This is a genomic window from Mycobacterium sp. NPDC051804 (assembly GCF_044452905.1).
Lineage (GTDB): Bacteria > Actinomycetota > Actinomycetes > Mycobacteriales > Mycobacteriaceae > Mycobacterium.
Genome location: NZ_JBITCD010000003.1, coordinates 621,720 through 646,277, shown reverse-complemented (window position 1 = coordinate 646,277; position 24,558 = coordinate 621,720). Strand labels below are relative to the sequence as shown.

Sequence of the window (24,558 nt, the reverse complement as noted above, 5' to 3'; positions counted from 1 at the left end):
CATGACCATGTCCAATGTCGCCGGCCAGCCGGCTCCGGGCGTAAAGCCCAACATCACCAACTTCGCCGACGTACCCCTGCACGGCGAGAAGACCGGCGAGCCTGCGACCGAGGCCAGGGTCACCGAGCACGTCGCCGCGGCCGCCACCGCGCACGGCTATACCCCGGATCAGCTGGACTGGGCCACCCCGGAAGGCATTGACGTCAAACCGGTGTACATCGCCGAAGACCGTGACGCGGTGGTCGATGCCGGATACCCGCTGGACAGCTTTCCTGGCGCGCCGCCGTTCGTCCGTGGCCCGTATCCGACCATGTACGTCAACCAGCCGTGGACCATCCGCCAGTACGCGGGCTTCTCGACGGCGGCGGAGTCCAATGCGTTCTACCGCCGCAACCTCGCCGCCGGGCAGAAGGGTTTGTCGGTGGCCTTCGATCTGGCTACTCACCGCGGTTACGACTCCGACCACCCGCGCGTTCAGGGTGACGTCGGAATGGCTGGAGTGGCAATCGATTCCATCCTCGATATGCGGCAATTGTTCGACGGCATCGACCTGTCCACGGTGTCGGTGTCGATGACGATGAACGGCGCCGTGCTGCCCATCCTCGCGCTCTATGTGGTGGCCGCCGAGGAACAGGGTGTGCCGCCGGAGAAGCTGGCCGGGACCATCCAGAACGACATCCTCAAAGAGTTCATGGTCCGCAACACCTACATCTATCCGCCGAAGCCGTCGATGCGGGTGATCTCCGACATCTTCGGCTACACGAGCGCGAAGATGCCGAAGTTCAATTCGATCTCGATCTCCGGGTATCACATCCAAGAGGCCGGGGCCACAGCCGATCTCGAGCTGGCTTACACGCTGGCCGACGGTGTCGAGTACATCAAGGCCGGCCTGGATGCGGGCCTCGACATCGACAAGTTCGCGCCCCGGCTGTCGTTCTTCTGGGGCATCGGCATGAACTTCTTCATGGAGGTCGCCAAGCTGCGTGCCGGCCGGCTGCTGTGGAGCGAGTTGGTTGCCGAGTTCAGCCCGAAGAGTGCGAAATCGCTGTCGCTACGCACCCATTCACAAACCTCTGGGTGGTCGTTGACCGCGCAGGACGCGTTCAACAATGTCGCACGCACCTGCATCGAGGCGATGGCCGCCACCCAGGGACATACTCAGTCGCTGCACACCAACGCGCTTGACGAGGCACTCGCGCTACCGACGGACTTCTCGGCGCGCATCGCACGCAACACCCAGCTGCTGCTGCAGCAGGAGTCGGGTACGACGCGTCCGATCGATCCGTGGGGCGGTTCGTACTACGTCGAATGGCTGACCCACCAGCTCGCGACGGCCGCCCGCATGCATATCGGAGAGGTCGTTGAACACGGCGGCATGGCGCAGGCGATCAGTGAGGGTATCCCGAAGATGCGCATCGAAGAGGCGGCGGCCCGAACACAAGCGCGTATCGACTCCGGCGCTCAGACCGTGATCGGCGTGAACAAGTACCAGGTCGACGAGGACCAGGAGGTCGAGGTCCTCAAGGTTGAGAACAGTCGGGTGCGTGCAGAACAGCTCGCCAAGCTGGAAACGCTGCGCGCCGAGCGCGACGAGGCTGCGACACAGGCGGCTCTGGCCGAACTGACTAGGGCTGCAGGTGAATCCGGGCCGGCGGGCGAAGACGGTCTCGGAAACAATCTGCTCGCTCTTGCCGTGAATGCGGCCCGCGCGCACGCGACGGTTGGCGAGATCTCCGACGCGCTCGAGAAGGTGTATGGCAGACACGTTGCCGAAATCCGCACCATCGCCGGCGTCTACCGTGACGAGGTGGGGAGGGCCAGCAACGTGTCCACTGCAACCGAATACGTCGAGAAATTTGCCGAGGCCGACGGTCGTAGGCCACGCATCCTGATCGCGAAGATGGGCCAGGACGGCCACGACCGCGGACAGAAGGTGATCGCTACGGCGTTCGCGGACATCGGCTTTGACGTCGACGTCGGCTCGTTGTTCTCCACGCCGGAGGAAGTCGCTCGGCAGGCCGCCGACAACGACGTTCACGTCGTCGGGGTGTCGTCACTGGCCGCAGGCCATCTGACGTTGGTGCCCGCGCTGCGTGAGGCGCTGGCCGAGGTCGGCAGGCCCGACATCATGATCGTGGTCGGCGGCGTGATCCCGCCTGGCGACTTCGACGAGTTATATGCGGCGGGAGCGACCGCCATCTTCCCGCCGGGGACCGTGATCGCCGACGCCGCAATCGGCTTGCTGCACAAGCTCGCCGAGCGGCTGGGCTACAACCTGAAGTAGTAGATGAACCAACCGGTCTCTGAACTCGCGAACGCCATTCGCAACGGCGACCGAGCGGCGCTGCCCAAAGCAATCACGCTCGTCGAGTCCACCCGCACCGACCACCGCGAGCAGGCGCAACAGCTCCTGCTCGAATTGATACCGGACGCCGGTAACGCCATGCATGTCGGGATTACCGGCGTACCGGGCGTCGGCAAGTCGACCACCATCGAGGCGCTCGGCATGCACCTGATCGAGCTGGGTCACCGCGTAGCCGTGCTGGCGGTCGATCCGTCTTCGACCCGGACCGGTGGCTCAATCCTCGGTGACAAAACGCGGATGGCGAAGCTGGCGGTGCACCCCGACGCGTACATCCGCCCGTCGCCGACGTCAGGCACCCTCGGCGGCGTCGCCAGGGCGACCCGCGAAACGATCGTGCTGTTGGAGGCGGCCGGGTTCGATGTGATTCTGGTGGAGACGGTCGGCGTCGGGCAGTCCGAAGTGACTGTCGCCAACATGGTCGATACCTTCGTGTTTCTGACCTTGGCCCGCACCGGGGATCAGCTGCAGGGCATCAAGAAGGGTGTTCTGGAGCTCGCCGACATCGTGGTGGTCAACAAGGCCGACGGTGAGCACGCCGTGGAAGCCAAGGCCGCCGCTCGCGAACTGACCGGTGCGATCCGGCTGATATATCCACGCGAAACACTCTGGCGCCCACCGGTTCTCACTATGAGTGCGCTGACCGGCGACGGCCTCGTCGAGTTATGGGATACCGTGCTCAAGCACCGCGAGGTGCTGACCGCGGCCGGCGAGTTCGAGGCTCGCAGGCGCACCCAGCAGGTCGACTGGACCTGGTCGATGGTCCGCGACACGGTGCTCGATCGTGTGCTGTCACATCCCGCGGTTAAGGAAATCCGGGCCGAGGTGGAGCGTCAGGTGCGCGACGGCGAGCTGACGCCTGCGCTTGCTGCACAACAGATCTTGAACGCCGCTGACGTGCGCTAACCTAACTTTTCGGTAACACCAGGTTTATTTGCCGGGGCTGCAGGTAAATTGTATGCATTGTGACGGGTGTCAAATCCGCGGAGCGCAGCGCAGCGCTCCCGCATGGGATTCAAGGCGCAGCGGATTCAAACTTTGCCTGCACTCTGCGGGCCTTCTCAAAGTTGTTCCCCGGACGCCGGTTCGGCGGCGGTGCGCTCTGTGTCTATCTCCACGGTGAGCCTGTCGTCGACGTCTGGACCGGATACTCGGACCGCCGCGGCACCGAGTATTGGACAGCCGACACCGGCACGATGGTCTTCTCGGTCACCAAGGGGCTGGCGTCGACGGTGATCCACCGTCTTGCTGACCGCGGTCTGATCGACTACGACACGCCCGTCAGCGAGTACTGGCCCGATTTCGGGGCCAACGGCAAGGCCGACATCACGGTGCGCGAAGTCATGCGCCACCGCGCGGGACTGTCTCAGCTCAACGGGGTCAGCAAGTCCGAATTGCTCGACCATCTCACGATGGAGCAGCGGATCGCCGCCGCGCCGGTGAACAAGCTGCTGTACGGCCATCAGGCCTACCACGCGCTCACCTATGGCTGGCTGATGTCCGGGCTGGGCCGCGCCGTCACCGGCAAGGGCATGCGGGACCTGATCCGTGAGGAACTGGCCGAACCGCTCAACACCGACGGATTGCACCTGGGCCGGCCACCGGCCACGGCGCCGACGCGTGCCGCGCAGATCCTCGCCCCCCAGGGCACATTGGCCAACCCGATTTTCAATTTCGTCGCGCCCCGGGTGGCCGCCATGGGTGTCTCCGGCGTGTTCGGATCGATGTATTTCCCCGGCATGAAGGCCGTCGTTCAGGGGGACACCCCGTTCCTGGACGCCGAGATCCCCGCTGCGAACGGTGTCACGACGGCGCGCGCACTGGCGAAGATGTACGGCGCGATCGCCAACGGCGGCCGTGTCGACGGCACACAACTGCTGTCACGCGAGCGCACCGACGGTCTCGCCGGCGAGCCGAGCTTCGCGCCCGACCGCAACATCTTTGTGCCGTTGTCCTTCCACCTCGGTTACCACTCCGTGCCGATCCCCGGCGTGATGCCCGGATTCGGGCACGCGGGTCTGGCCGGCTCCGTCGGTTGGGCTGATCCGGAATCCGGGATGTCGTTCGGGTTCGTACACAACCGGCTGCTGACACGGATGGTGCTCGATCAGGCGACGTTCGCCGGCCTGCAAACGTTGATCCGCCGCGACGCCGCTCGCGCCCGCAAGCGTGGTTATGACACGATGCCGGCGCTGGGCGCGCCGTACAAAAAGGTCATTCGCCCTGTCGCGGGTTAGGTCGAACTCGACCTCAGCGGTCGGCCGTCGAAAACCACTTGGTCTTCTTGCGCCAGGATTCGGCCGAGGTGATGGCGAAGCCAGCGCCGCACATACAGGCGAATATCCACGTCAGCGCGGTGCCGGCGTTGATCGTCTGCAGCTGGGGGATGAACGAGATGGCCAGCCGGACAATGCAGGCGGCAATGCCCGCGGCCGACGACACGAGATAGATGTTGGCGACGGTGCGAGAGCGCGGGTCCTTACGCAAGACGAGCAGCGCTCTGCACCCGTAGCCCAGTAGGTAGATCAGGGTGCCGCACAACAACAGCCAGTACATGTTCAGCCAGAAGTCGGTGGGCACCTGGAAGAAGTCGGCCTTGTAGATCTTGGCGCCATTGCCGAGCGTGAATGCCACCAGCAGAAGCGGGATACACAGCGTCGCGGGATATTCGACGTACTGCTTGAACGACCGCTGCAATTCGTGATCCTGCTGCAAGCGGCCCAGCGCGTTGTACACCACTGCGGACGCCGCGACGATGTACAGATCGTGGCCGATGTAGTCCTCGAGGTTCCACTTACCTGTTAGGGAGTGGAGGAAAACACCCAACGTCTCGGAGGCCCACGGCGACATGAGCGCCACCGCTCCGCCTTGCAAAGCGATGTTCAGAGTTGCGGCGAACTCCCAGCGGGACGACCACGTGACTCGGCGAATCCACAAACTCCACGCGATACAGCAAAGCGTGATCGCAATAAGAGTTGTCAAAGCCATGAGTGTCGCTTTCGAGCTGCGGTGTACTCAGCAAAGTATAAAGCTACAGCGGTGGCGCGTCACTGCGCGGTTTCAGCTCGGAAAGCCTCGGCGCGCGGGTTCGATGGCTGGTGTGGAGGGCGGTGTCCTCGCGCAGAGCGGTTCCCCTGAACGGCGTGGACTCGATGTAGCTCCAGACCTCCTGTTCGCTCATCAGGCCAAACCTGATCTGCAAGTCGGGGTAGCTGACACCGAATCTGTCCGATACCCGGCGCAATTCTTCGGCGTCCGGATAGTCGGCTTCCTTGATACGCCGGTAATACGTGCTGCTCGATGTACCGAGCGCGTCGTAAATGTCCTTGGCGTCAACGTCGCCGTCAAGTAAGTAGTCAAGCAGCGCTTTTAGCTGTCTGCCGTTCTCGTCGGTACGTGGCACGCTTCATACAATAAAGCAATCCTCATGAAATGGGCAGTGCGAACCGCAAACCGGAAACCTTTGCCTTTATTGACACTGGCGTCACAGTTTCGGGAGGCCTATCCCAAATTTGGGACACCTGAGCTATCGTGGGTTCATGGTTGCTTCCCAGTTGCCTATGACGGCTAATGAGGCTTTTAAATCCGTAACTGAATTTGCATTAGCAACGATCCACGTGGTCGATTACGACATCCCGGACGCATCTCGTCCTGCGGGCATGGTGCGACTGTCGACTCCCGACAACGAAGAGCTCACCGCCGAACTCGACGGAGCCTCTGAATGGCTGGGTGCGCCGAGCGACGAACTGCTTCTGGCAGCGCTCTCCCGGACTATCGCAACAACGCTCGGTGAGGGCATCGTGCCCATCGACGTTGCCAGCGAACGAGGCAGTCTGCTCGACGCGGTCCCGATCATGTGCGTGACGGCCGCACAGGCCGACGCCACCGATGTGCTGCGTGGCGTGCACAACGCACTGGCTTCAGCCACCGAGCGCACCGCCGACGCGATGTCAGAGGTGTACCTCAACTATCTGGGCGAGGTGCCGGACAGCTCCATACCGGTGCCGGTTCAGGAGACACCCCCCGGGCTGGGGCATGCACTCGAGATGCGGGTTTACCGCACACAGGGGCTGGTCCACATCGACTGGTGGTACGACACGAGCCATTTTGAGCCGTACACCGTCGAAGAGCTCGCCGAGCAGTTCCCGCGCGCGCTCTACGAGATGACCACGGACGCGCTGCCCGCGGTCTGAAAGCCGCCTTCGCGCTGGTTCGCGTGATTTGCGCTAGTCATTAGACTTGGCAAGAAGGGCGTCGATCCGGCCATCACCGGGGAGCCTTCGGAAGAACGGCTGATTCCAGCTCAGTAGAACCGAACGGGTAGGTCCGTCATCGCCTGAAGTGAGCGGCGTACATCATGTGCGCAAGCGGGGTGGTACCGCGGCGCTCGCGCACCGCGCGAATGTCGTCCCCGTGCCTTGAACTTTGTAGGCTTCCGTCGCCGGAGGCGACAATCAGGCACAGGAGACACGTGACCGCCTATTCGAAGCCGGCCGCCGGAGCGCCCAACTTCCCTGCGCTGGAATCCGACGTCCTGGACTACTGGGACTTCGACGACACATTCCGCGCCAGTGTCGCGCGCCGGGACGGTTCGCCGGAGTACGTGTTCTATGACGGTCCGCCGTTCGCCAACGGTCTGCCGCACTACGGGCACCTGCTGACCGGCTACGTCAAAGACATCGTGCCGCGCTACCGCACCATGCGCGGCTTCAAGGTCGAACGCCGATTCGGCTGGGACACCCACGGCCTGCCCGCAGAACTCGAGGTTCAGCGTCAGCTCGGCATCGCCGACAAGGCGCAGATCGAGGAGATGGGCATCGAGAAGTTCAACGAAGCGTGCCGCGCGTCGGTGCTCAAGTACACCGACGAGTGGCGGGCCTACGTCGCCCGGCAGGCGCGGTGGGTCGACTTCGACAACGACTACAAGACGCTGGATCTCGGTTTCATGGAGTCGGTGATCTGGGCGTTCAAGCAGCTGTGGGACAAGGGCCTGGCCTATGAGGGCAACCGGGTGCTGCCGTACTGCTGGAACGACGAGACGCCGCTGTCCAACCACGAACTGCGGATGGACGACGACGTCTATCAGATGCGCCAGGATCCGGCGCTCACCGTCGGCTTCAAGGTGTCGGGCGGCGACCTGGATGGTGTCTTCCTGCTCGTCTGGACGACGACGCCGTGGACGCTGCCGTCGAACCAGGCGGTCGCGGTGGGCCCCGACATCACCTACGTGTGCATGCAGGCGCCGGACGGCCGCCGCTACGTCCTCGCACAGGGGCGGCTCGCGGCCTACGCCCGCGAACTCGGCGAAGACCCCGAAGTCCTGGCCACCTACACCGGACGCGATCTGCTCGGTATGCGGTACCTACCGCCGTTCCCGTATTTCATGGACTCCGCGAACGCATTTCAGGTGCTGCCCGGCGACTTCGTTAGCACTGAGGACGGCACCGGCATCGTTCACATGTCGCCGGCGTACGGCGAGGACGATATGGCGACGGCTCAGACGGCCGACATCGTCGCCGTCACACCCGTCGACACCAAAGGGCGGTTCGACGCCACGGTGCCCGAATATGCCGGCCAGCACGTGTTCGACGCGAACCCGCAGATCATCCGCGATCTGAAGAACCAGGCACGGTCGGCGGCAGTCAACGGTGCGGTGCTGCTGCGCCACGAAACCTACGACCACTCCTACCCGCACTGCTGGCGATGCCGGAATCCGTTGATCTACCGCGCGGTGTCGTCGTGGTTCATCAAGGTGACCGACTTCCGCGATCGCATGGTCGAGCTCAACCAAGAGATCACCTGGTATCCCGACCACGTCAAAGACGGCCAGTTCGGCAAGTGGTTGCAGGGGGCCCGCGACTGGTCGATCTCGCGAAACCGCTACTGGGGCAGCCCGATTCCGGTGTGGAAGTCCGACGATCCGGCGTACCCGCGTGTCGACGTCTACGGCAGCCTCGACGAACTCGAACGCGACTTCGGTGTCCGGCCGGACGATCTCCATCGCCCCTACATCGACGAATTGACCCGGCCCAACCCTGATGACCCGACCGGCAAGTCGACGATGCGGCGCATCGAGGACGTCTTCGACGTGTGGTTCGACTCCGGGTCGATGCCGTATGCGCAGGTGCATTATCCATTCGAGAACGCGGAGTGGTTCGACGATCACAACCCCGCCGATTTCATCGTCGAGTACATCGGGCAGACCCGTGGGTGGTTCTACACCATGCACGTATTGGCGACCGCGCTGTTCGACCGTCCCGCCTTCAAAACCTGTGTCGCGCACGGCATCGTGCTGGGCAACGACGGCCAGAAAATGAGCAAGTCGTTGCGCAACTATCCCGACGTCACCGAGGTGTTCGACCGCGACGGCTCCGATGCCATGCGCTGGTTCCTGATGGCTTCGCCGATCCTGCGGGGCGGCAACCTCATCGTCACCGAGCAGGGCATCCGCGAAGGCGTCCGGCAGGTGCTGCTGCCGCTGTGGAACGCCTTCACCTTCCTAACGCTCTACGCGCCCAAGAAGGGGACGTGGCGGACCGACTCGAAGAACGTGCTGGACCGCTACATTCTGGCCAAGCTCGCGGTACTGCGCGACGACCTGACCGATTCACTCGACGTCTGCGATATCTCCGGTGCCTGCGACCAGTTGCGGCAGTTCACCGATGCACTGACGAACTGGTATGTGCGACGGTCACGTTCGCGGTTCTGGGAAGAGGATCCCGACGCGATCGACACGTTGCACACCGTGTTGGAGGTGGCGTGCCGGCTCGCGGCGCCGCTGCTGCCGCTCGTGACTGAAGTGATCTGGCGCGGCGTGACGGGGGAGCGTTCGGTCCATCTGACGGACTGGCCGGACGCGGATCTGCTGCCGAAGGATCCGCAGTTGGTGGCCGACATGGACCTCGTTCGTGTCGTCGCGTCAGCCGGCTCGTCGTTGCGCAAGGCCAAGAAGTTGCGCGTGCGGTTGCCGCTGCCGAAACTCACAGTGGCAGTCGATGATCCGCAGCAGCTCGGGGCGTTCCGCGATCTGATCGCCGACGAGCTCAACGTCAAAACGGTCGAGTTGACCGACGACATCGCCACCTACGGCCGCTTCGAGCTGACCGTCAATGCCAAGGTGGCGGGACCGCGCCTCGGCAAGGACGTTCAGGCCGCCATCAAGGCCGTCAAGGGCGGCGAGGCGGTCACGAACGCCGACGGCACACTGGAGGCGGGGCCCGCGGTCCTCCTCCCCGAGGAGTACAGCTCGCGGCTGGTCGCGGCCGACCCTGAGTACACCGCCGCGCTACCGGACGGCGCCGGACTGGTGGTGCTCGACGGCACCGTCACCGAAGAGCTGGAAGCCGAGGGCTGGGCCAAGGACCGCATCCGCGAGCTGCAGGAGCTGCGCAAGTCGACCGGGCTTGACGTCTCGGATCGGATCTCTGTCGTGATGTCGGTACCTGCCGCGCACCAGGACTGGGCTTCCACCCACAGCGAGCTGATCGCGCGTGAAATCCTGGCCACCAGCTTCGAATTCGGTGAACTCGCCGACGGCAGCGAGATCGGTGACGGCGTGCGGGTGGAGATCGCGAAGGTCAACTGACCCGCGCACGGCGGCCGTCGAATTCGACGGTGTCGCCGGAGCGGAGCTGTCGGCCCCTGCGGCGCTCGGCCGTGTCGTTGACGATGACCAGCCCGTCGGCGATGACTGCCTTGGCGTCTGCTCCACTGTCGATCAGCCCCGCCAGTTTCAAAAACTGGCCCAAGCGGATCGTCTCGTCGCGAATCGGCACATCGTTCATGCCGCTCACGTGACCCGGGCCGGAATCGCCTTGATACGACCGAGCATCGCGGTGAACTGATCATCGTCGGCCGGATCCGACGGCACGTCGAGTGAGATCCCGTCGCACACGCCGTCGTACCAGGACGCGAGTACATCCGGCAGTTCAGCGTAGGTCCCCTGCGGAACGAGTTGGCTCACAACGTCATCGGTGAGCACATCGGCGAGCGCGGACCATTCCTTGCGACGGGCATACTCGCTGAGGCGGGCGGCGATGTCGTTCATCCCGAACAGCTCGAGTGTGCGTTGGTACGCGGGGGTGGAGTACAGGAAGGCGAGCTCGGTCCGCAGCTCATCGCGTGCGGCGGCGACGGCCGCAGCGTCACGTCCGGAGATGACCCGCGGCACGACGATCAGAGCCGGGCCGCCATCGGTGCGCCCCTCCTTCGCCGCACCGTCGGTAAGCGCCGGAAGAACGTACTCGCGCAGCACCGCCGGGTGCGAACTCGTGGGGTGCGCGACGAAGCCGTCGGCGACGGCTCCCGCGAGCCGGCACATCCTGCGGTTTACGCCGCCGGTCCAGATCGGCGGGGGAGCCACGTCGATGGGTCCCGGATTGAAGTACGGCTGCAGCCGGGTGAACGCGTAGTGGCTGCCGTGGTGGTCGAGGGTCTGACCGCCGGAGAACGCGGCGAATATCGCGCGCAGCGATGCGACGTAGTCGCGCAGCTGCGCGGCAGGGTCGGTCCACGGCATCGAAAATCGCCCGACGATGTTGCCCCTGACCTGTGTGGCGATGCCGAGCTCGAAGCGGCCACCTGAGTAGCGGGCCAATTCCCACGCGGCGTACGCGGTCACCATCGGACTGCGGGCGAACGCGACGACCATGCTGGTCCGTACGGTCAGCGTCGTCGTGTGCTCCAGCGCGAGGGTGCAGACGGAGAACGGATCGCGCACGGTCTCGGAGATGTGCACGGCGTCGAAGCCCATCTCTTCGACGCGCTGCGCCTCGTCGGCCACATCGAAGAGCTCAGTGTTCGCCGGAAGAGATGTGATCACTTTCACGGCAACGCCTTTCGGCCGAACATGACGGCTGCTGACAGCCCCGCGAAATCAGCGAGCACGTCGCGGACGAACCGGGTGCGCGGATAGCAGATCGCGTCGAGCACCCCTCGGTGATCGACCGCGACCACCATGGTCGCGCCGATCGCGACGACCCACCACAGACCCAGTCCGAGGAGCCGCACTGCTGTCGGCGAATCCGCGAAGCCAGCATGGAGGCGGTCCCGCTGAAACCGCACGTGGGCGTTCTCATCGTCGACGATGCGCGCGGCGACCGCGCGGGTCACCGGATCGGGAGCCGCGGCCGCCAGGGCGCCGTAGTAGGACAGCGCGACAACCTCGGCGACGGTCAGCACCATCAACTCGGTGCGTAGGCCGAGGAGGCGACGCAATCGCACGAAGATCGCGTCAGACCAGTGTCTGCTCATCGGAGTGCCACCCAGATACCCGAGCAGGCGCAGCAGCAGCGCTGCATGTTGTTGCTCTTCGGCAACGAAAAGACTTATTGCACGAACATATTCGGGGTCTCCCGCGCGCTCGGCGTTGCGAATCAGTTGCCGGCCGTCGCCGCTTTCGCCCAGCTGAAACCTGCGCACCGAGGCGATCAGCGGCCGCCGCGCGGCCTCGGGCACGGCGCAGTCGGCGCCGAAGTCGATTGCGGCGTCCACCTGCCGGTGCACGTGCTCATTGGCCTCGAAGTGGTCGACCCACCGGCCGAAGCCACTGCGTTGACCGACAGGTTGTGCCATGGACGTCAGGCTAGCGAAATACCATCGGCGGATGTGGAAGGTCGATGGGTACTGCACCTCGACATGGACGCGTTCTTCGCGTCGGTCGAGCAGCTGACCCGCCCGACCCTTCGGGGCAGGCCGGTGCTGGTCGGCGGACTGGGCGGCCGCGGCGTGGTCGCCGGCGCGAGCTACGAGTCCCGGGTTTTCGGCGCCCGCTCCGCGATGCCCATGCACATGGCACGGCGAATGGTGGGCGCCTCTGCGGTGGTCCTGCCGCCGCGCGGCGTCGTCTACGGCGTCGCGAGCCGCCGCGTTTTCGACACCGTGCGCAGCTTCGTGCCGGTGTTGGAGCAGCTGTCCTTCGACGAGGCGTTCGGTGAACCCGCCGAGCTCGCAGGCGCGTCGACCGAGGACGTCGAAAAGTTCTGTCGGACCCTGAAATCCAAGGTGCTCGACCAAACGGGGCTAGTCGCGTCCGTCGGCGCCGGCTCGGGCAAGCAGGTCGCCAAAATCGCCTCAGACCTCGCGAAACCCGACGGCATCCGGGTGGTGTCGCGCAGTGAGGAGCGCTCCCTGCTCGACGCGCTACCGGTGCGCCGGCTGTGGGGTATTGGACCCGTCGCTGAGGAGAAACTGCATCGGCTCGGTATCGACACCATCGGGTCGTTCGCCGCGCTGAGCGACGCCGAAGCCGCCGACATACTCGGCGGCGCCGTGGGTGCCGCACTGCACCGGTTGGCCCGCGGCATCGACGATCGTCCCGTCGCCGAGAACTCGCCTGCTAAGCAGATCAGCGCCGAATCGACGTTTCCCGAGGACCTCACCACTCTCGATCAGCTACGCGAAGCCGTGGCTCGAATCGGCGAGCACGCCCACACCCGGCTGGAGAAGGACGGCCGCGGAGCGCGCACCATCACGGTCAAGCTGAAGAAGTCCGACATGAGCATTTTGACCAGGTCGGCCACACTGCCGTACGCCACCACCGATGCCCCCACTCTGATCGCGACCGCTCGGCGGTTGCTGCTGGATCCGATCGAAGTAGGGCCCATCCGCCTTGTCGGCGTTGGCTTTTCGGGTCTGTCGGAGGTTCAGCAGGAGTCGCTGTTCCCGGATCTGGAATTGGTCGCGGAGGAAGTGTCGGGCACCCAACTGCCGCCGACGCTGACCGAGGTCACCGACACGGCACCCGCCTGGCGAATCGGCGACGACGTGGCGCACACCACCCACGGACACGGGTGGATCCAGGGCGCCGGCCACGGAGTGATGACGGTGCGTTTCGAGACCCGTGGCAGCGGACCGGGGCCCGTGCACACGCTGCGCGCCGACGATCCGGACATCGCCAGGGCCAATCCCGTCGACAGCCTGGACTGGGCGGACTACCTCGACGAGCTGAGTCGCTATCAGAGTTCGACCTAGGCGATATCAGCCCCAGCGCGCGAACACGTCCTCGACGGGCGAACCGGCCGCCAGCGCGGCCATCAGCAGGACGCGGGCCTGCGGCGGGCGCAGCCGCGGCACCATGACCGCACCGGCGTCCGCGAGGTCGCAGCCCGGGCCGTACCCGGGACTGACCCGTCCACCGGGCACCCGCGTCGACACCGCGACCGCAACCCCGTCGCGGCAATGCCGCCGTACGCCGTCGATGACGGCGGCGCCCGCATTGCCCGAACCCAGCGCCGCCAACACAAGCCCGCGCGCACCCGCGGCGACGCACGCGTCCATCGCCACGGAGTCACCGCCCGGATACACCGCGACGGTGTCCACCCGTGGCGCGTCCGTCGCCGAGGAGTCCGTGAGGAACGGACGATCCTTGACCGCTTGCACCGTGAACGTCGCATCCGACACCGACCCGACCGCCGACCCCGCGAAGCCCTGCAGATCGGCCGTCGCGACCTTCTGCAGGCCCAGCGGTTCCCATACCGTGCCCGCGAAACTCACCAGAACACCCAATCCCTGCGCGTGCGGGCTCGCGGCCACCGTCAGCGCGTCGCGCAGATTGGTCGGACCGTCGGCGTCTGGGGCGTCGGCGCTGCGCTGCGCCCCGGTGAGCACGACGGGAACGCGCCCCTCATACGTCAACTCCAGCCACAGCGCGGTTTCCTCCATCGTGTCGGTGCCATGTGTGATCACGACACCGTCGGCGTCCGACGCCGAGCGCAGTCCCGCGCTGATCCGGTCCCAGTCCGCGAATGTGAGCATCGAGCTGTCCACCGCCATCAGGTCGACGACATCCACGTCGAGCCCAGAGGTCAGGTCCGCGCCGGTACGGGTCGGGCGCTTGACGCCGCGGTCGTCGGCGCTCGTCGAGATGGTGCCGCCGGTGGTCAGGACGAGGAGGCCAGCCATGGGTGGAATTCTCGCTCATAGGGGCTTTGGAATGATGGGGGAGTGAATGATGAATCCCCGCCGTCGGACGAGCTGGTCACCGGCACCGAGTCGCCGCCGCAGGAGGAGCAGCCCGCGCCGAGGCGCCGACTGCGATTGCTGCTCACGGTCGCGGGGATCGTGCTGATCGCCGACATCGTCACCAAGGTGCTAGCCGTTCGGCTGCTCACCCCCGGCCAGCCTGTCTCGATCATCGGCGACACCGTCACGTGGACCCTGGTCCGCAATTCGGGTGCCGCGTTCTCGATGGCCACCGGATACACATGGGTTCTGACGCTGATCGCGACCGCGGTCGTCATCGGCATCATCTGGATGGGTCGCCGCCTGGTCTCACCGTGGTGGGCGCTCGGCCTCGGAATGATCCTCGGCGGTGCGATGGGCAACCTGGTCGATCGGTTCTTCCGGTCGCCGGGCCCGCTGCGGGGCCATGTGGTCGATTTCTTCTCCGTCGGATGGTGGCCGGTGTTCAACGTCGCCGATCCGTCGGTGGTCGGCGGCGCGATTCTGCTCGTCGCGCTTTCGCTGTTCGGATTCGACTTCGACACCGTCGGGCGCCGCACGGGCGATTCGTCAGAGTGACCACACGCTCGATGCCGGTGCCGGAAGGGCTGGCAGGCATGCGCGTCGATGCGGGTCTGGCGCGACTGCTCGGGCTATCGCGGACGGCCGCCGCGGCTTTGGCCGAAGACGGTGGCGTCGACGTCGACGGGGCGCGCGCGGGCAAGTCCGACAAGCTGGTCGCCGGCGCCTGGCTGGAAGTCCGGTTGCCGGAAGCGCCTGCGCCAGTTGAGAATACGCCCGTCGAGATCGAGGGCATGGGCATTCTCTACTCTGACGCGGACATCGTCGCGGTGGACAAACCGCCCGGCGTCGCGGCACACGCCACTGTCGGCTGGAGCGGGCCGACGGTGCTCGGCGGGCTGGCTGCGGCGGGTTTCCGCATCAGCACCTCGGGAATTCATGAGCGCCAAGGGATTGTGCATCGGCTCGATGTCGGCACCTCGGGCGTGATGGTGGTGGCGATCTCTGAACGTGCGTATACGGTGCTCAAGCGCGCGTTCAAACAGCGCACCGTCGAAAAGCGTTATCACGCACTGGTGCAGGGCCATCCCGATCCGTCCAGCGGAACCATCGACGCGCCCATCGGGCGCCACCGCGGACACGACTGGAAGTTCGCGGTCACCGAAGGCGGCAGGCACAGCATCACCCACTACGACACGCTCGAGGCGCATCAGGCCGCGAGCCTTCTCGATGTCGAGCTGGAAACCGGCCGCACCCACCAGATCCGGGTGCATTTCGCGGCGTTGCACCATCCGTGCGCCGGTGACCTCACCTACGGTGCCGACCCGACGCTGGCCAGCAAGCTCGGGCTGGAACGCCAATGGCTGCACGCCCGCACCCTGGCCTTCGCGCATCCCGCCGACGGGCGTCGCGTCGAGATCACCAGCCCGTACCCAGCTGATCTGCAGCACGCGCTCGACGTGCTGCGGCAGCACTGATTGTGAGAACGAGCGGGCTTCTCTACGGCATCGGCGCCTACGCGATGTGGGGCGTGTTTCCCGCATTTTTTCCCCTGCTGATGCCCGCAAGCGCACTGGAAGTGCTGTCCCACCGGATCGTGTGGACGTGCGTGCTGATGGTCTTCGTCATCGCGGTGGCACGCCTGCTGCGCGACATCCGCGCGATCACACCGCGGGTCTGGTTGCTGTTGGTGTGTGCGTCCGCGCTGATCTCCATCAACTGGGGGGTCTACATCTACGCCGTCAACAACGGCCACGTCGTCGACGCCGCGCTCGGCTACTTCATCAACCCGTTGGTCACGGTCGTTCTCGGGCTGCTGATCTTTCGAGAGCGGCTCAATCGTGCTCAGCTCAGCGCATTGGCCATCGCGGTGGTCGCCGTCGTGGTGCTGACGGTCGAGGTCGGCGCGCCGCCTTTCATCGGGCTTGGGCTGGCGCTGTCCTTCGGGCTCTACGGGGCGGTGAAGAAGGTGGTGCCGACCGACCCGCGGGTCAGCGTCGGCGTAGAAGCCGCGGTAGCGGCTCCCTTGGCTTTGGCCTACATCGTGGTGCTGGAGCGCGGCGGGCCGGGAACCTTCACCGATTTCGGTCCCGGTCATGTAGCGCTGCTCATTCTTTCCGGCGTCGTGACGGCGTTGCCGCTGTTGCTGTTCGCCGCGGCCGCGCAGCGCGTGCCGCTGGTGACGATGGGCCTGCTGTTCTATGTGACTCCGGCGATGCAGCTGACGTGGGGCGTGCTGGTTGCGCACGAACCGATGCCACCCGCGCGGTGGCTCGGATTCGCGCTCATCTGGCTCGCTTTGTTGGTGTTCAGTGTCGACGCGCTGTGGCGGTCACGCACGCCTCCGCGACCCGAGAATGATCTAGAAAGTAGGGAAACACCTGATTCCTCGGCGCCCCCCGCGCCCTACGTTTGAGGCATGGACGGCTTCTGGTTCACCGCGATGATCGCGGCCCTTGTCGCGGCTGGTGTCGTCGCCCAGCTCGGATGGCAGCTGCCGCCGAAAGGTGAGGTCAAGCGGATCCTCAGGCTTGATCGGCTGCGGTGGAGTCGGCCGCCCACCCATCGGCCCACGCCTGTAGCGGTCGCAGAGCCTCGATAAGCGACGTCCCGTGGCGGCTGAGTCGGTAGCCGCCCGGGCCGTGTTCGACGATCCCGAGGGCGCGAAGTTCCTTCAGCCTCGTGTTCAACGAGCCGGGATTGCTCTCGCATGCCGCTTGAAGTGCGCGGAACGTCAACGGGCCGCTGCGCAATTCCCATAGGGCGCGCAATGTCCCGCGTCTGCCCAGCATGTCGAGCACGACCATGACGGGTCTGCCCGATACCGACCCGCGGACGGGGTCGCCGATCTTGGGAGCGGTCACGCTTTACATTTTGTAGCACCGACCTTAGGGTCGCAATCATGACCAGCTATAAAAGTCATAGCGCGCGGATCGATCCGGCACCGCTACCGCTGCAGGGCGATATGCAGGATGCCGTCGACGCCATCATGCGCGGAGCGCCGCCACTGGTTCTCTTCACCACGATGGCTCGTGATCGGCGCCTGTTCTTCAAGTTCTTCAATTCGGGTCTGCTGGATCGCGGCCACCTCACGATCCGCCACCGCGAGATCGTCATCGATCGCGTCACGGCACTGTGCGGAGCCGAGTACGAGTGGGGCGTGCACGTGTCCGTATACGCAGAGAAGGCTGGACTCACCGAGCAGCAGGTCGCATCGCTGGTCATCGGTGGGCCTGATGACACCTGTTGGGACGACGCCGACCGTGTCGTGATCCGGCTGTGCGACGCGCTTCAGCAGACGTGCGCGATCGACGACGCGCTGTGGTCGGCGCTGACCGCGAACCACAGCGATGAGGCGATTCTCGAGCTGATAATGCTGGCGGGGACGTACCGAACCGTGAGCTATCTGGTCAACGGATTGAGGCTCCCATTGGAGGCGGGCGCACGGCGGTTCCCGGTCGATTAACAGGCGGCAAAGACACGCACCACGACACGCCGAGATCTGTCGGTGCTCGGCCATAGACTGGCGTCCCTATGAACTCCCAGTCCTTCGTGCACCTGCACAACCACACCGAATATTCGATGCTGGACGGTGCCGCGAAGGTCAAGCCGATGCTGGCGGAGGCGCAACGCCTCGAAATGCCCGCGATCGGTATGACGGACCACGGAAACATGTTCGGCGCCAGCGAGTTCTACAACGCCGCGACCGACGTCGATATCAAGCCGATCATCGGCGTCGAGGCCTACATTGCGCCGGGTTCACGGTTCGACACCAAGCGCGTCCTGTGGGGCGACCCGTCGCAAAAGTCCGACGATGTGTCGGGCAGCGGCGCCTACACGCACATGACGATGGTCGCCGAGAATGCGACCGGACTGCGCAACCTGTTCAAGCTGTCGTCGCTGGCCTCGTTCGAGGGTCAACTCGGCAAGTGGTCGCGCATGGACGCAGAGATCATTGCCGAGAACGCCGAGGGCATCATCGCGACCACCGGCTGCCCGTCGGGTGAAGTGCAGACCCGCCTGCGCCTCGGTCACGAGCGCGAGGCACTGGAGTCGGCCGCCAAGTGGCGGGAGATCTTCGGGCCCGACAACTACTTCCTCGAGCTGATGGATCACGGCCTCGATATCGAACGCCGGGTCCGCGAAGGGCTGATCGAGGTCGGCAAGAAGCTGGGAATTCCGCCGCTGGCCACCAACGACTGCCACTACGTCACGCGCGACAACGCCCGCAACCACGAGGCGCTGCTCTGTGTGCAGACCGGTAAGACCTTGTCGGACCCCAACCGGTTCAAGTTCGACGGCGACGGCTATTTCCTGAAATCGGCGTCCGAGATGCGCGCGCTCTGGGATGGCGAGGTCGAGGGGGCGTGCGATTCCACGCTGCTGATCGCCGAGCGGGTGCAGAGCTACGCAGACGTCTGGACGCCCAAAGACCGGATGCCGATCTTCCCGGTGCCCGAGGGCCACGACGAGGCGTCGTGGTTGAAGCATGAGGTCGACGCCGGTCTGCAGGGGCGCTTCCCTGGCGCGACGGTGCCGGTCGAGTACGTTGACCGCGCCGCCTACGAGATCAAGGTCATCTGCGACAAGGGCTACCCGTCCTACTTCCTCATCGTCGCCGACCTGATCAACTACGCGCGCTCGGTGGACATCCGGGTGGGGCCCGGGCGTGGCTCGGCGGCGGGATCGCTGGTGGCGTACGCGCTCGGCATCACCAACATCGACCCCATCAAGTACGGTCTGCTGTTCGAGCGGTTCCTCAACCCCGAACGTGCGTCGATGCCCGATATCGATATCGACTTCGACGATCGTCGTCGCGGCGAGATGCTGCGCTACGCCGCCAACAGGTGGGGCAGCGACCGGGTGGCGCAGGTCATCACGTTCGGCACCATCAAAACCAAGGCGGCGCTTAAGGATTCGGCACGAGTCAACTACGGCCAGCCCGGGTTCGCGATCGCTGACCGAATCACCAAGGCGCTGCCGCCGCCGATCATGGCCAAGGACATCCCGCTGTCGGGCATCACCGACCCGAACCATGAGCGGTACAAGGAAGCCGCCGAGGTTCGCGGGCTGATCGACACCGATCCCGATGTGCGCACCATCTACGAGACGGCGCGCGGCCTGGAGGGCCTGGTCCGGAACGCCGGCGTGCACGCCTGCGCGGTCATCATGAGCAGTGAGCCGCTGGTCGACGCGATCCCGTTGTGGAAGCGGCCGCAGGACGGCGCCATCATCACCGGCTGGGACTACCCGTCGTGCGAGAGCATCGGCCTGCTGAAGATGGACTTCCTGGGCCTGCGCAACCTGACGATCATCGGCGACTGCCTGGAGAACATCCGCGCCAACCGTGGCATCGACCTCGACTTGGACAGTGTGCCGCTGGACGACCCGGCCGCCTACGCACTGCTGGGCAGAGGCGACACGCTAGGTGTGTTCCAGCTCGACGGTGGCCCGATGCGCGATCTGCTGCGCCGCATGCAGCCGACCGGATTCGAGGACGTCGTCGCCGTCATCGCGCTGTACCGGCCCGGACCCATGGGCATGAACGCCCACAACGACTACGCCGACCGCAAGAACAACCGTCAGGCCATCAAGCCCATCCATCCGGAACTGGAAGAGCCGCTGCGCGAGATCCTCGCCGAGACGTACGGCCTGATCGTCTACCAAGAGCAGATCATGCGCATCGCGCAGAAGGTGGCCAGTTACTCGCTGGCTCGAGCAGACATTCTGCGGAAAGCCATGGGCAAGAAGAAGCGCGAGGTTCTCGAGAAGGAATTCGAGGGCTTCTCCGACGGCATGAAGTCCAACGGTTTCTCGGCCAAGGCCATCAAGGCGCTGTGGGACACGGTGCTGCCGTTCGCCGACTACGCGTTCAACAAATCGCACGCCGCCGGCTACGGCCTGGTGTCGTACTGGACCGCGTACCTGAAAGCCAACTTCCCGGCCGAGTACATGGCCGGGCTGCTCACATCGGTTGGCGACGACAAGGACAAGGCGGCCGTTTATCTCGCCGACTGCCGCCGGCTCGGCATCACCGTGCTGCCGCCCGACGTCAACGAGTCGAGCCTCAACTTCGCCTCGGTGGGTGAGGACATCCGGTACGGGCTGGGCGCCGTGCGCAACGTCGGCGCGAACGTCGTTTCCTCGCTGATCGGTTCGCGCACCGACAAGGGTAAGTACATCGACTTCTCGGACTACCTCAACAAGATCGACATCGCCGCCTGCAACAAGAAGGTCACTGAATCGCTGATCAAGGCCGGTGCGTTCGACTCGCTGGGACATCCGCGCAAAGGTCTGTTTCTCATCCACACCGATGCGGTCGACTCGGTGCTCGGCACAAAAAAGGCCGAAGCAATGGGGCAGTTCGACCTGTTCGGCGGTGCGGATACCGCCACCGACGCGGTGTTCACGATCAAGGTGCCCGAGGAAGAGTGGGAGGACAAGCACAAGCTGGCGCTGGAGCGCGAGATGCTCGGCCTCTATGTGTCCGGGCACCCGCTCAACGGCATCGCCCATCTGCTGTCGGCACAGGTCGACACGGCCATCCCGGCCATTCTCGACGGCGACGTGGCCAACGACACGCAAGTCCGGATCGGCGGCATCCTGGCGTCGGTGAACCGCCGGGTCAACAAGAACGGGTTGCCTTGGGCGTCTGCGCAAGTGGAAGACCTCACCGGCGGTATCGAGGTGTTGTTCTTCCCGCAGACGTACTCGACGTTCGGCGCCGAGATCGCGGACGACGCCGTGGTCCTGGTGGGGGCGAAGGTCGCGATCCGCGACGACCGGATCTCGCTGATCGCCAACGATCTTGTGGTACCTGACTTTTCGAGCGCCCAGGCCAATCGCCCGGTGGCCGTCACGCTGCCGACCCGCCAGTGCACGGTCGACAAGGTGACAGCGCTGAAGCAGGTGCTGGCGCGTCATCCCGGTACCGCGCAGGTGCATCTGCGGCTGATCAGCGGTGAGCGCATCACCACACTCGAACTCGACGCATCCCTGAGGGTGACGGCGTCCTCAGCGTTGATGGGTGATTTGAAGGCGCTGCTGGGCCCCGGTTGCCTGGGCTGATGTCGTTTCGTGAATTGCACGAGCGCGGCTGCTTCGTCATTCCGAATCCATGGGACCGCGGCACGGCGATCGCGCTGGCGGCCATGGGATTTCCTGCACTTGCCACAACCAGTGCCGGTGCGTGTTTCGCTCAGGGGTTGTCCGACACGCCGACCGCGCTCGGTGTGGACGGCGCACTACACAACATCGCCGAGATCGTCGACGCCGTCGACTTGCCGGTGAACGCCGACTTTCAAGCTGGGTACGCCCGTGACCTCGATGGGCTGGCGGCCAACGTACGGCGTTGTGTGGCAACCGGTGTCGCCGGCTTGTCAATCGAGGACACCAGAGGCGGCGCGGAGGATCCGCTGTATTCGCTGTCGGAGGCCGTCGAGCGGATCCGGGTTGCGTATACCGCGATCGACGGCGCCGACGTGCTGCTGACCGGACGTGCCGAGTGCTTTCTCTACGACCACCCCGATCCACTGCGGGAGGCGATCACGCGGCTGCAGGCGTTCTCCGAGGCGGGGGCCGACGTGTTGTACGCACCGGGAGTGCGGACGCGCGAGGACATCGCCGCACTCGTCGATGCGCTGCGGCCCGCGCCGGTGAACGTACTGATGTCGTCGGACACTGGACTGACGGTCAACGATCTGGCGGATCTCGGGGTGCGGCGGGTCAGCGTCGGATCCGCATTGACGCGGGTTGCGTGGGGCGCATTCCTCTCGGCCGCAAGGGAAATCGCCGACGAGGGCTCATTCGCGGGACTGGCAGGCGCTGCAAGCTTCGACGACCTCAACGCGATGTTCGATAGCCGCTGAACAGTCAGCCCAAAACGTTCACCGCCCTTGAGATTACGAGGGCCAGCGTGGTTATCGAGATCACCGCCTGGACCGTCATCATCCCCTTTGCCCGCCGCGTCAGCGGCATGGTGTCGGTCGGCGAGAACGCCACCACGTTGGTGATGCTGACGTACAGGTAGTCAAAGAACTCGGGACGCCAGTTCGGCGGTGCCAGTTCGCGTTCCGTCATTTGCGGAAACATGAAGTCCGGGTAGGGCCGGCTGCCCTGGCGCCTGGCGAACGGGCCACCGCGGTCCAATTCCCAATACCAGATTCCGAAAACGATGACGGTCGTGACGTAGATCGCGGCACCGCTGCCGAGCAGGAACGCGGCGTTGTTGCTCACTTCGCCGGACAGAATGCGGATGTCCAGGACGAGTGCTGACAGCACATTGTCGACCGTGATCGCCCCCAACAGCAGGTAGCTCGCCCACGTGCCGAACACCGTCCGCCGCTTCAGCCGCAGCGGGTTGAGGCCCACCAGCACCACGAGGAGCAGAATCTCCATGGCGATCAGTGGCCAGCGCGGAACCACCGCATAGCTCTTCGGAATCGCGAGCTGCAGACCGATCGCCACGACCAGCGCGGTCAGCACCGGCAACCGGCTTTCCGGGTCGCCGGGACGCAACCAGGACGGAACCCGGTGTTCGGCGTCCGATGCCAGGGTTTCGGCGCGACGCATGAACTCCTCGACCGGCTTCGGCGGTTCGGATGTGGTGTCCACCCACTAAGTGTGTGCGCCACGATGGAGGTATGGAATCGCGACACGTGAGTATTTGGATCGATGTTGCACCCGAAGCGGTCTATGAATTCGCTGCGGATCCACAGACCTGGCCGCGGTGGGCGGCCGGACTGGCCGAGGGTGGGCTGCGACAGAGTGCCGACGGTTGGGTTGCCGATTCGCCGATGGGCACCGTTGCCGTGGAGTTCGCGCCTCCGAACGCGTTCGGCGTGCTGGATCACGTGGTTCGGATGCCCTCGGGGGAGCAGGTGTACAACCCGCTGCGGGTCGTGCCCGTCGGGGTGGGTGAGCCCGCGTGCGAGGCGGTCTTCTCCGTTCGGCGACGCCCGGGCATGACCGACGAAGAATTCGCCGCCGACGTCGCCGCGGTCGCAGCGGACCTGGCCACGTTGAAGGGTCTCGTCGAGTCCTAGCCGGCTCGTTCCAGTTCCCCCGATCGGGGGACACCCGAATTCCTCCTGGTTGGCGGCCGATCAGCGGACAGACCGAAGCGCGTGGGCGCGGCATTCTTTAGTCACGCCGGCAAACCGGCGCCAAGCACTAAAGCAGGAGCACGACAATGACCAACAACTTCAACACCCGGATCGCCCGCTTCATCGCACTGCCGATCATGTCCGTCGGCATCATCGGAGCAGCCGCCGTAGGGATGGCGGGGATGGCCAACGCGGCCACCTCCACCGCACCGCACGGCCCCGGTTACTCGTACTCGCCAGTCGTCAAGGCCAACCCGGCACCGCAGCACCACCTGCACGGCGTGGCCCGCGTCGAGGCCAAGGTTCCCGGTTACCACCGCTGATCCACCGACGAGTCAGGCCCTCCCGGCGCCGGGCCTGACTCGTATCAGCTCACTCAGACGATTGGAAGGCGCCGAGGCCCAGCCACACGATGGTGCCGGTGGCTGCGGCGGCGAGCACGGCCGGCGCGGCACTTGCCGTCGCGACGGCGACGATGACGAGCACGATTGCTGCCACAGCGAGAGCGAGCAGCTTGTATACCGGCCAGGGAACTCCGGCGATGCTCACTTGGTCGCGCACGGTCATGGTTTGACGATAGCTCGTAAGTGAGTTTTCGGGCAACCGAAACACCGGATGAGGCGACTCACCTTTTCTAGGCCGCCTAAGCTGTCTGACATGCCGCTTTCTGGAGAATATGAAGCCAGTCCGTGGGATTGGGTCCGCGACCACGCCGACAAGATCATGGAGTCGGGCAGTACCGAGGGCATCGAGATGAAGGACAAGCCGCTCATTTTGCTGACGACCGTCGGCGCGAAAACCGGCAAGATCCGCAAAACCCCCCTCATGCGGGTGGAACACGATGGTCAGTACGCGATTGTCGCGTCGCTGGGCGGTGCGCCCAAGCATCCGGTCTGGTATTTCAACGTCACGGCACACCCGCGCGTCGAACTGCAGGACGGCGCCGTGACCAGGGACTATGAGGCTCGAGAGGTCTTCGACGAAGAGAAGGCCCTCTGGTGGGAGCGTGCGGTCGAGGCGTGGCCCGACTACGCGGAGTACCAAACCAAGACCGAGCGACAGATTCCGGTGTTCGTCTTGACCCCGGTGGGCTAACGGATTCCATTTCAGAGAAGACCTAGGTTGATGGCA

Annotated in this window: 24 protein-coding genes; 15 read left to right on the top strand and 9 right to left on the bottom strand. The window is 65.1% G+C overall.

From position 1 onward, the window contains the following. Nucleotide 1 precedes the first annotated feature (1 nt). From scpA to ACIA48_RS14210, 3 genes are read left to right on the top strand one after another with little or no spacing between them, the layout of a single operon-like run. Nucleotides 2-2,284 carry a methylmalonyl-CoA mutase gene (scpA, locus tag ACIA48_RS14220; protein ID WP_396732106.1) on the top strand — a complete coding sequence of 761 codons (2,283 nt, stop codon included), beginning with the start codon at nucleotides 2-4 and terminating at the stop codon, nucleotides 2,282-2,284. 3 nt (nucleotides 2,285-2,287) lie between these two features. Further along, entirely contained in the window at nucleotides 2,288-3,268 is a 981-nt protein-coding gene (gene meaB, locus ACIA48_RS14215) for a methylmalonyl Co-A mutase-associated GTPase MeaB (protein WP_396732104.1), read from the top strand. 59 nt (nucleotides 3,269-3,327) lie between these two features. Next, nucleotides 3,328-4,599 (top strand): serine hydrolase domain-containing protein, encoded by a 1,272-nt coding sequence (locus tag ACIA48_RS14210; RefSeq protein WP_396732101.1) that lies wholly within the window; start codon nucleotides 3,328-3,330, stop codon nucleotides 4,597-4,599. Between the two features lie 13 nt (nucleotides 4,600-4,612). Here ACIA48_RS14210 and ACIA48_RS14205 read toward each other — a convergent pair whose 3' ends face one another. Together ACIA48_RS14205 and ACIA48_RS14200 are read right to left on the bottom strand one after the other, a co-directional pair. Continuing rightward, a complete protein-coding gene (locus tag ACIA48_RS14205) occupies nucleotides 4,613-5,350 on the bottom strand; it encodes a hypothetical protein (protein WP_396732098.1) in 738 nt (245 codons plus the stop codon). A gap of 43 nt (nucleotides 5,351-5,393) precedes the next feature. Further along, complete coding sequence (locus ACIA48_RS14200; protein WP_396732095.1) at nucleotides 5,394-5,765, bottom strand: XRE family transcriptional regulator; 372 nt, start codon at nucleotides 5,763-5,765, stop codon at nucleotides 5,394-5,396. 214 nt (nucleotides 5,766-5,979) lie between these two features. Between ACIA48_RS14200 and ACIA48_RS14195 the strand changes: the two genes are divergently transcribed. Together ACIA48_RS14195 and ileS are read left to right on the top strand one after the other, a co-directional pair. Then, nucleotides 5,980-6,555: a hypothetical protein gene (locus ACIA48_RS14195; protein ID WP_396732092.1), complete on the top strand. Its 576-nt coding sequence runs from the start codon at nucleotides 5,980-5,982 to the stop codon at nucleotides 6,553-6,555. Between the two features lie 278 nt (nucleotides 6,556-6,833). Next, nucleotides 6,834-9,947 carry an isoleucine--tRNA ligase gene (gene ileS / locus ACIA48_RS14190; protein ID WP_396732089.1) on the top strand — a complete coding sequence of 1,038 codons (3,114 nt, stop codon included), beginning with the start codon at nucleotides 6,834-6,836 and terminating at the stop codon, nucleotides 9,945-9,947. Here ileS and ACIA48_RS14185 read toward each other — a convergent pair. Genes ACIA48_RS14185 through ACIA48_RS14175 form a run of 3 tightly spaced genes read right to left on the bottom strand, consistent with a single transcriptional unit; the run spans nucleotide 9,940 to nucleotide 11,935 of the window. Further along, nucleotides 9,940-10,146 (bottom strand): RNA-binding S4 domain-containing protein, encoded by a 207-nt coding sequence (locus tag ACIA48_RS14185; RefSeq protein ID WP_396732087.1) that lies wholly within the window; start codon nucleotides 10,144-10,146, stop codon nucleotides 9,940-9,942. The two genes, ileS and ACIA48_RS14185, sit on opposite strands and share 8 nt — an antisense overlap. A gap of 5 nt (nucleotides 10,147-10,151) precedes the next feature. After that, nucleotides 10,152-11,189 carry a TIGR03617 family F420-dependent LLM class oxidoreductase gene (locus tag ACIA48_RS14180; RefSeq protein WP_396732084.1) on the bottom strand — a complete coding sequence of 346 codons (1,038 nt, stop codon included), beginning with the start codon at nucleotides 11,187-11,189 and terminating at the stop codon, nucleotides 10,152-10,154. Further along, entirely contained in the window at nucleotides 11,186-11,935 is a 750-nt protein-coding gene (locus ACIA48_RS14175) for a ferritin-like domain-containing protein (protein ID WP_396732080.1), read from the bottom strand. The genes ACIA48_RS14180 and ACIA48_RS14175 overlap by 4 nt, the downstream gene beginning before the upstream one ends. Before the next feature lie 63 nt (nucleotides 11,936-11,998). Between ACIA48_RS14175 and ACIA48_RS14170 the strand changes: the two genes are divergently transcribed. Further along, entirely contained in the window at nucleotides 11,999-13,333 is a 1,335-nt protein-coding gene (locus ACIA48_RS14170; RefSeq protein WP_396732852.1) for a DNA polymerase IV, read from the top strand. Nucleotides 13,334-13,339: 6 nt separating this feature from the next. Here the strand turns inward: ACIA48_RS14170 and ACIA48_RS14165 are convergent, their stop codons facing one another. Next, nucleotides 13,340-14,263, bottom strand: a complete 924-nt coding sequence (locus tag ACIA48_RS14165; protein WP_396732077.1) for an asparaginase — start codon at nucleotides 14,261-14,263, stop codon at nucleotides 13,340-13,342. A 72-nt stretch (nucleotides 14,264-14,335) separates the two neighbouring features. On the opposite strand from ACIA48_RS14165, the gene lspA reads away from it, so the two are divergent. Genes lspA through rarD form a run of 3 tightly spaced genes read left to right on the top strand, consistent with a single transcriptional unit; the run spans nucleotide 14,336 to nucleotide 16,739 of the window. Further along, nucleotides 14,336-14,881: a signal peptidase II gene (gene lspA / locus ACIA48_RS14160; protein ID WP_396732849.1), complete on the top strand. Its 546-nt coding sequence runs from the start codon at nucleotides 14,336-14,338 to the stop codon at nucleotides 14,879-14,881. Further along, a complete protein-coding gene (locus ACIA48_RS14155) occupies nucleotides 14,878-15,801 on the top strand; it encodes an RluA family pseudouridine synthase (RefSeq protein ID WP_396732074.1) in 924 nt (307 codons plus the stop codon). Before lspA ends, ACIA48_RS14155 begins: the two co-directional genes overlap by 4 nt. A gap of 2 nt (nucleotides 15,802-15,803) precedes the next feature. Next, complete coding sequence (gene rarD, locus ACIA48_RS14150) at nucleotides 15,804-16,739, top strand: EamA family transporter RarD (RefSeq protein ID WP_396732071.1); 936 nt, start codon at nucleotides 15,804-15,806, stop codon at nucleotides 16,737-16,739. 109 nt (nucleotides 16,740-16,848) lie between these two features. Here rarD and ACIA48_RS14145 read toward each other — a convergent pair whose 3' ends face one another. After that, a complete protein-coding gene (locus ACIA48_RS14145; protein ID WP_396732069.1) occupies nucleotides 16,849-17,187 on the bottom strand; it encodes a winged helix-turn-helix transcriptional regulator in 339 nt (112 codons plus the stop codon). Nucleotides 17,188-17,225: 38 nt separating this feature from the next. On the opposite strand from ACIA48_RS14145, the gene ACIA48_RS14140 reads away from it, so the two are divergent. From ACIA48_RS14140 to ACIA48_RS14130, 3 genes are all read left to right on the top strand, one after another. Further along, the gene (locus ACIA48_RS14140; RefSeq protein ID WP_396732067.1) at nucleotides 17,226-17,789 is read left to right on the top strand and encodes a carboxymuconolactone decarboxylase family protein; all 564 of its coding nucleotides are present in this window, start codon (nucleotides 17,226-17,228) and stop codon (nucleotides 17,787-17,789) included. 68 nt (nucleotides 17,790-17,857) lie between these two features. Further along, nucleotides 17,858-21,391 carry a DNA polymerase III subunit alpha gene (dnaE, locus tag ACIA48_RS14135; RefSeq protein ID WP_396732064.1) on the top strand — a complete coding sequence of 1,178 codons (3,534 nt, stop codon included), beginning with the start codon at nucleotides 17,858-17,860 and terminating at the stop codon, nucleotides 21,389-21,391. Next, nucleotides 21,391-22,191 carry an oxaloacetate decarboxylase gene (locus ACIA48_RS14130; protein ID WP_396732061.1) on the top strand — a complete coding sequence of 267 codons (801 nt, stop codon included), beginning with the start codon at nucleotides 21,391-21,393 and terminating at the stop codon, nucleotides 22,189-22,191. The genes dnaE and ACIA48_RS14130 overlap by 1 nt, the downstream gene beginning before the upstream one ends. Nucleotides 22,192-22,195: 4 nt before the next feature. Here ACIA48_RS14130 and ACIA48_RS14125 read toward each other — a convergent pair whose 3' ends face one another. Beyond that, on the bottom strand, nucleotides 22,196-22,894 hold the full coding sequence (locus ACIA48_RS14125) for a hypothetical protein (RefSeq protein WP_396732846.1): 699 nt from the start codon (nucleotides 22,892-22,894) through the stop codon (nucleotides 22,196-22,198). Between the two features lie 71 nt (nucleotides 22,895-22,965). On the opposite strand from ACIA48_RS14125, the gene ACIA48_RS14120 reads away from it, so the two are divergent. After that, nucleotides 22,966-23,367: an SRPBCC family protein gene (locus ACIA48_RS14120; RefSeq protein ID WP_396732059.1), complete on the top strand. Its 402-nt coding sequence runs from the start codon at nucleotides 22,966-22,968 to the stop codon at nucleotides 23,365-23,367. Nucleotides 23,368-23,513: 146 nt separating this feature from the next. Next, on the top strand, nucleotides 23,514-23,750 hold the full coding sequence (locus ACIA48_RS14115) for a hypothetical protein (protein ID WP_396732056.1): 237 nt from the start codon (nucleotides 23,514-23,516) through the stop codon (nucleotides 23,748-23,750). Between the two features lie 49 nt (nucleotides 23,751-23,799). Here ACIA48_RS14115 and ACIA48_RS14110 read toward each other — a convergent pair whose 3' ends face one another. Beyond that, on the bottom strand, nucleotides 23,800-23,994 hold the full coding sequence (locus ACIA48_RS14110) for a hypothetical protein (protein WP_396732053.1): 195 nt from the start codon (nucleotides 23,992-23,994) through the stop codon (nucleotides 23,800-23,802). A 90-nt stretch (nucleotides 23,995-24,084) separates the two neighbouring features. Between ACIA48_RS14110 and ACIA48_RS14105 the strand changes: the two genes are divergently transcribed. Further along, nucleotides 24,085-24,522 (top strand): nitroreductase family deazaflavin-dependent oxidoreductase, encoded by a 438-nt coding sequence (locus tag ACIA48_RS14105; RefSeq protein ID WP_396732050.1) that lies wholly within the window; start codon nucleotides 24,085-24,087, stop codon nucleotides 24,520-24,522. The last annotated feature ends 36 nt before the right edge of the window (nucleotides 24,523-24,558 follow it).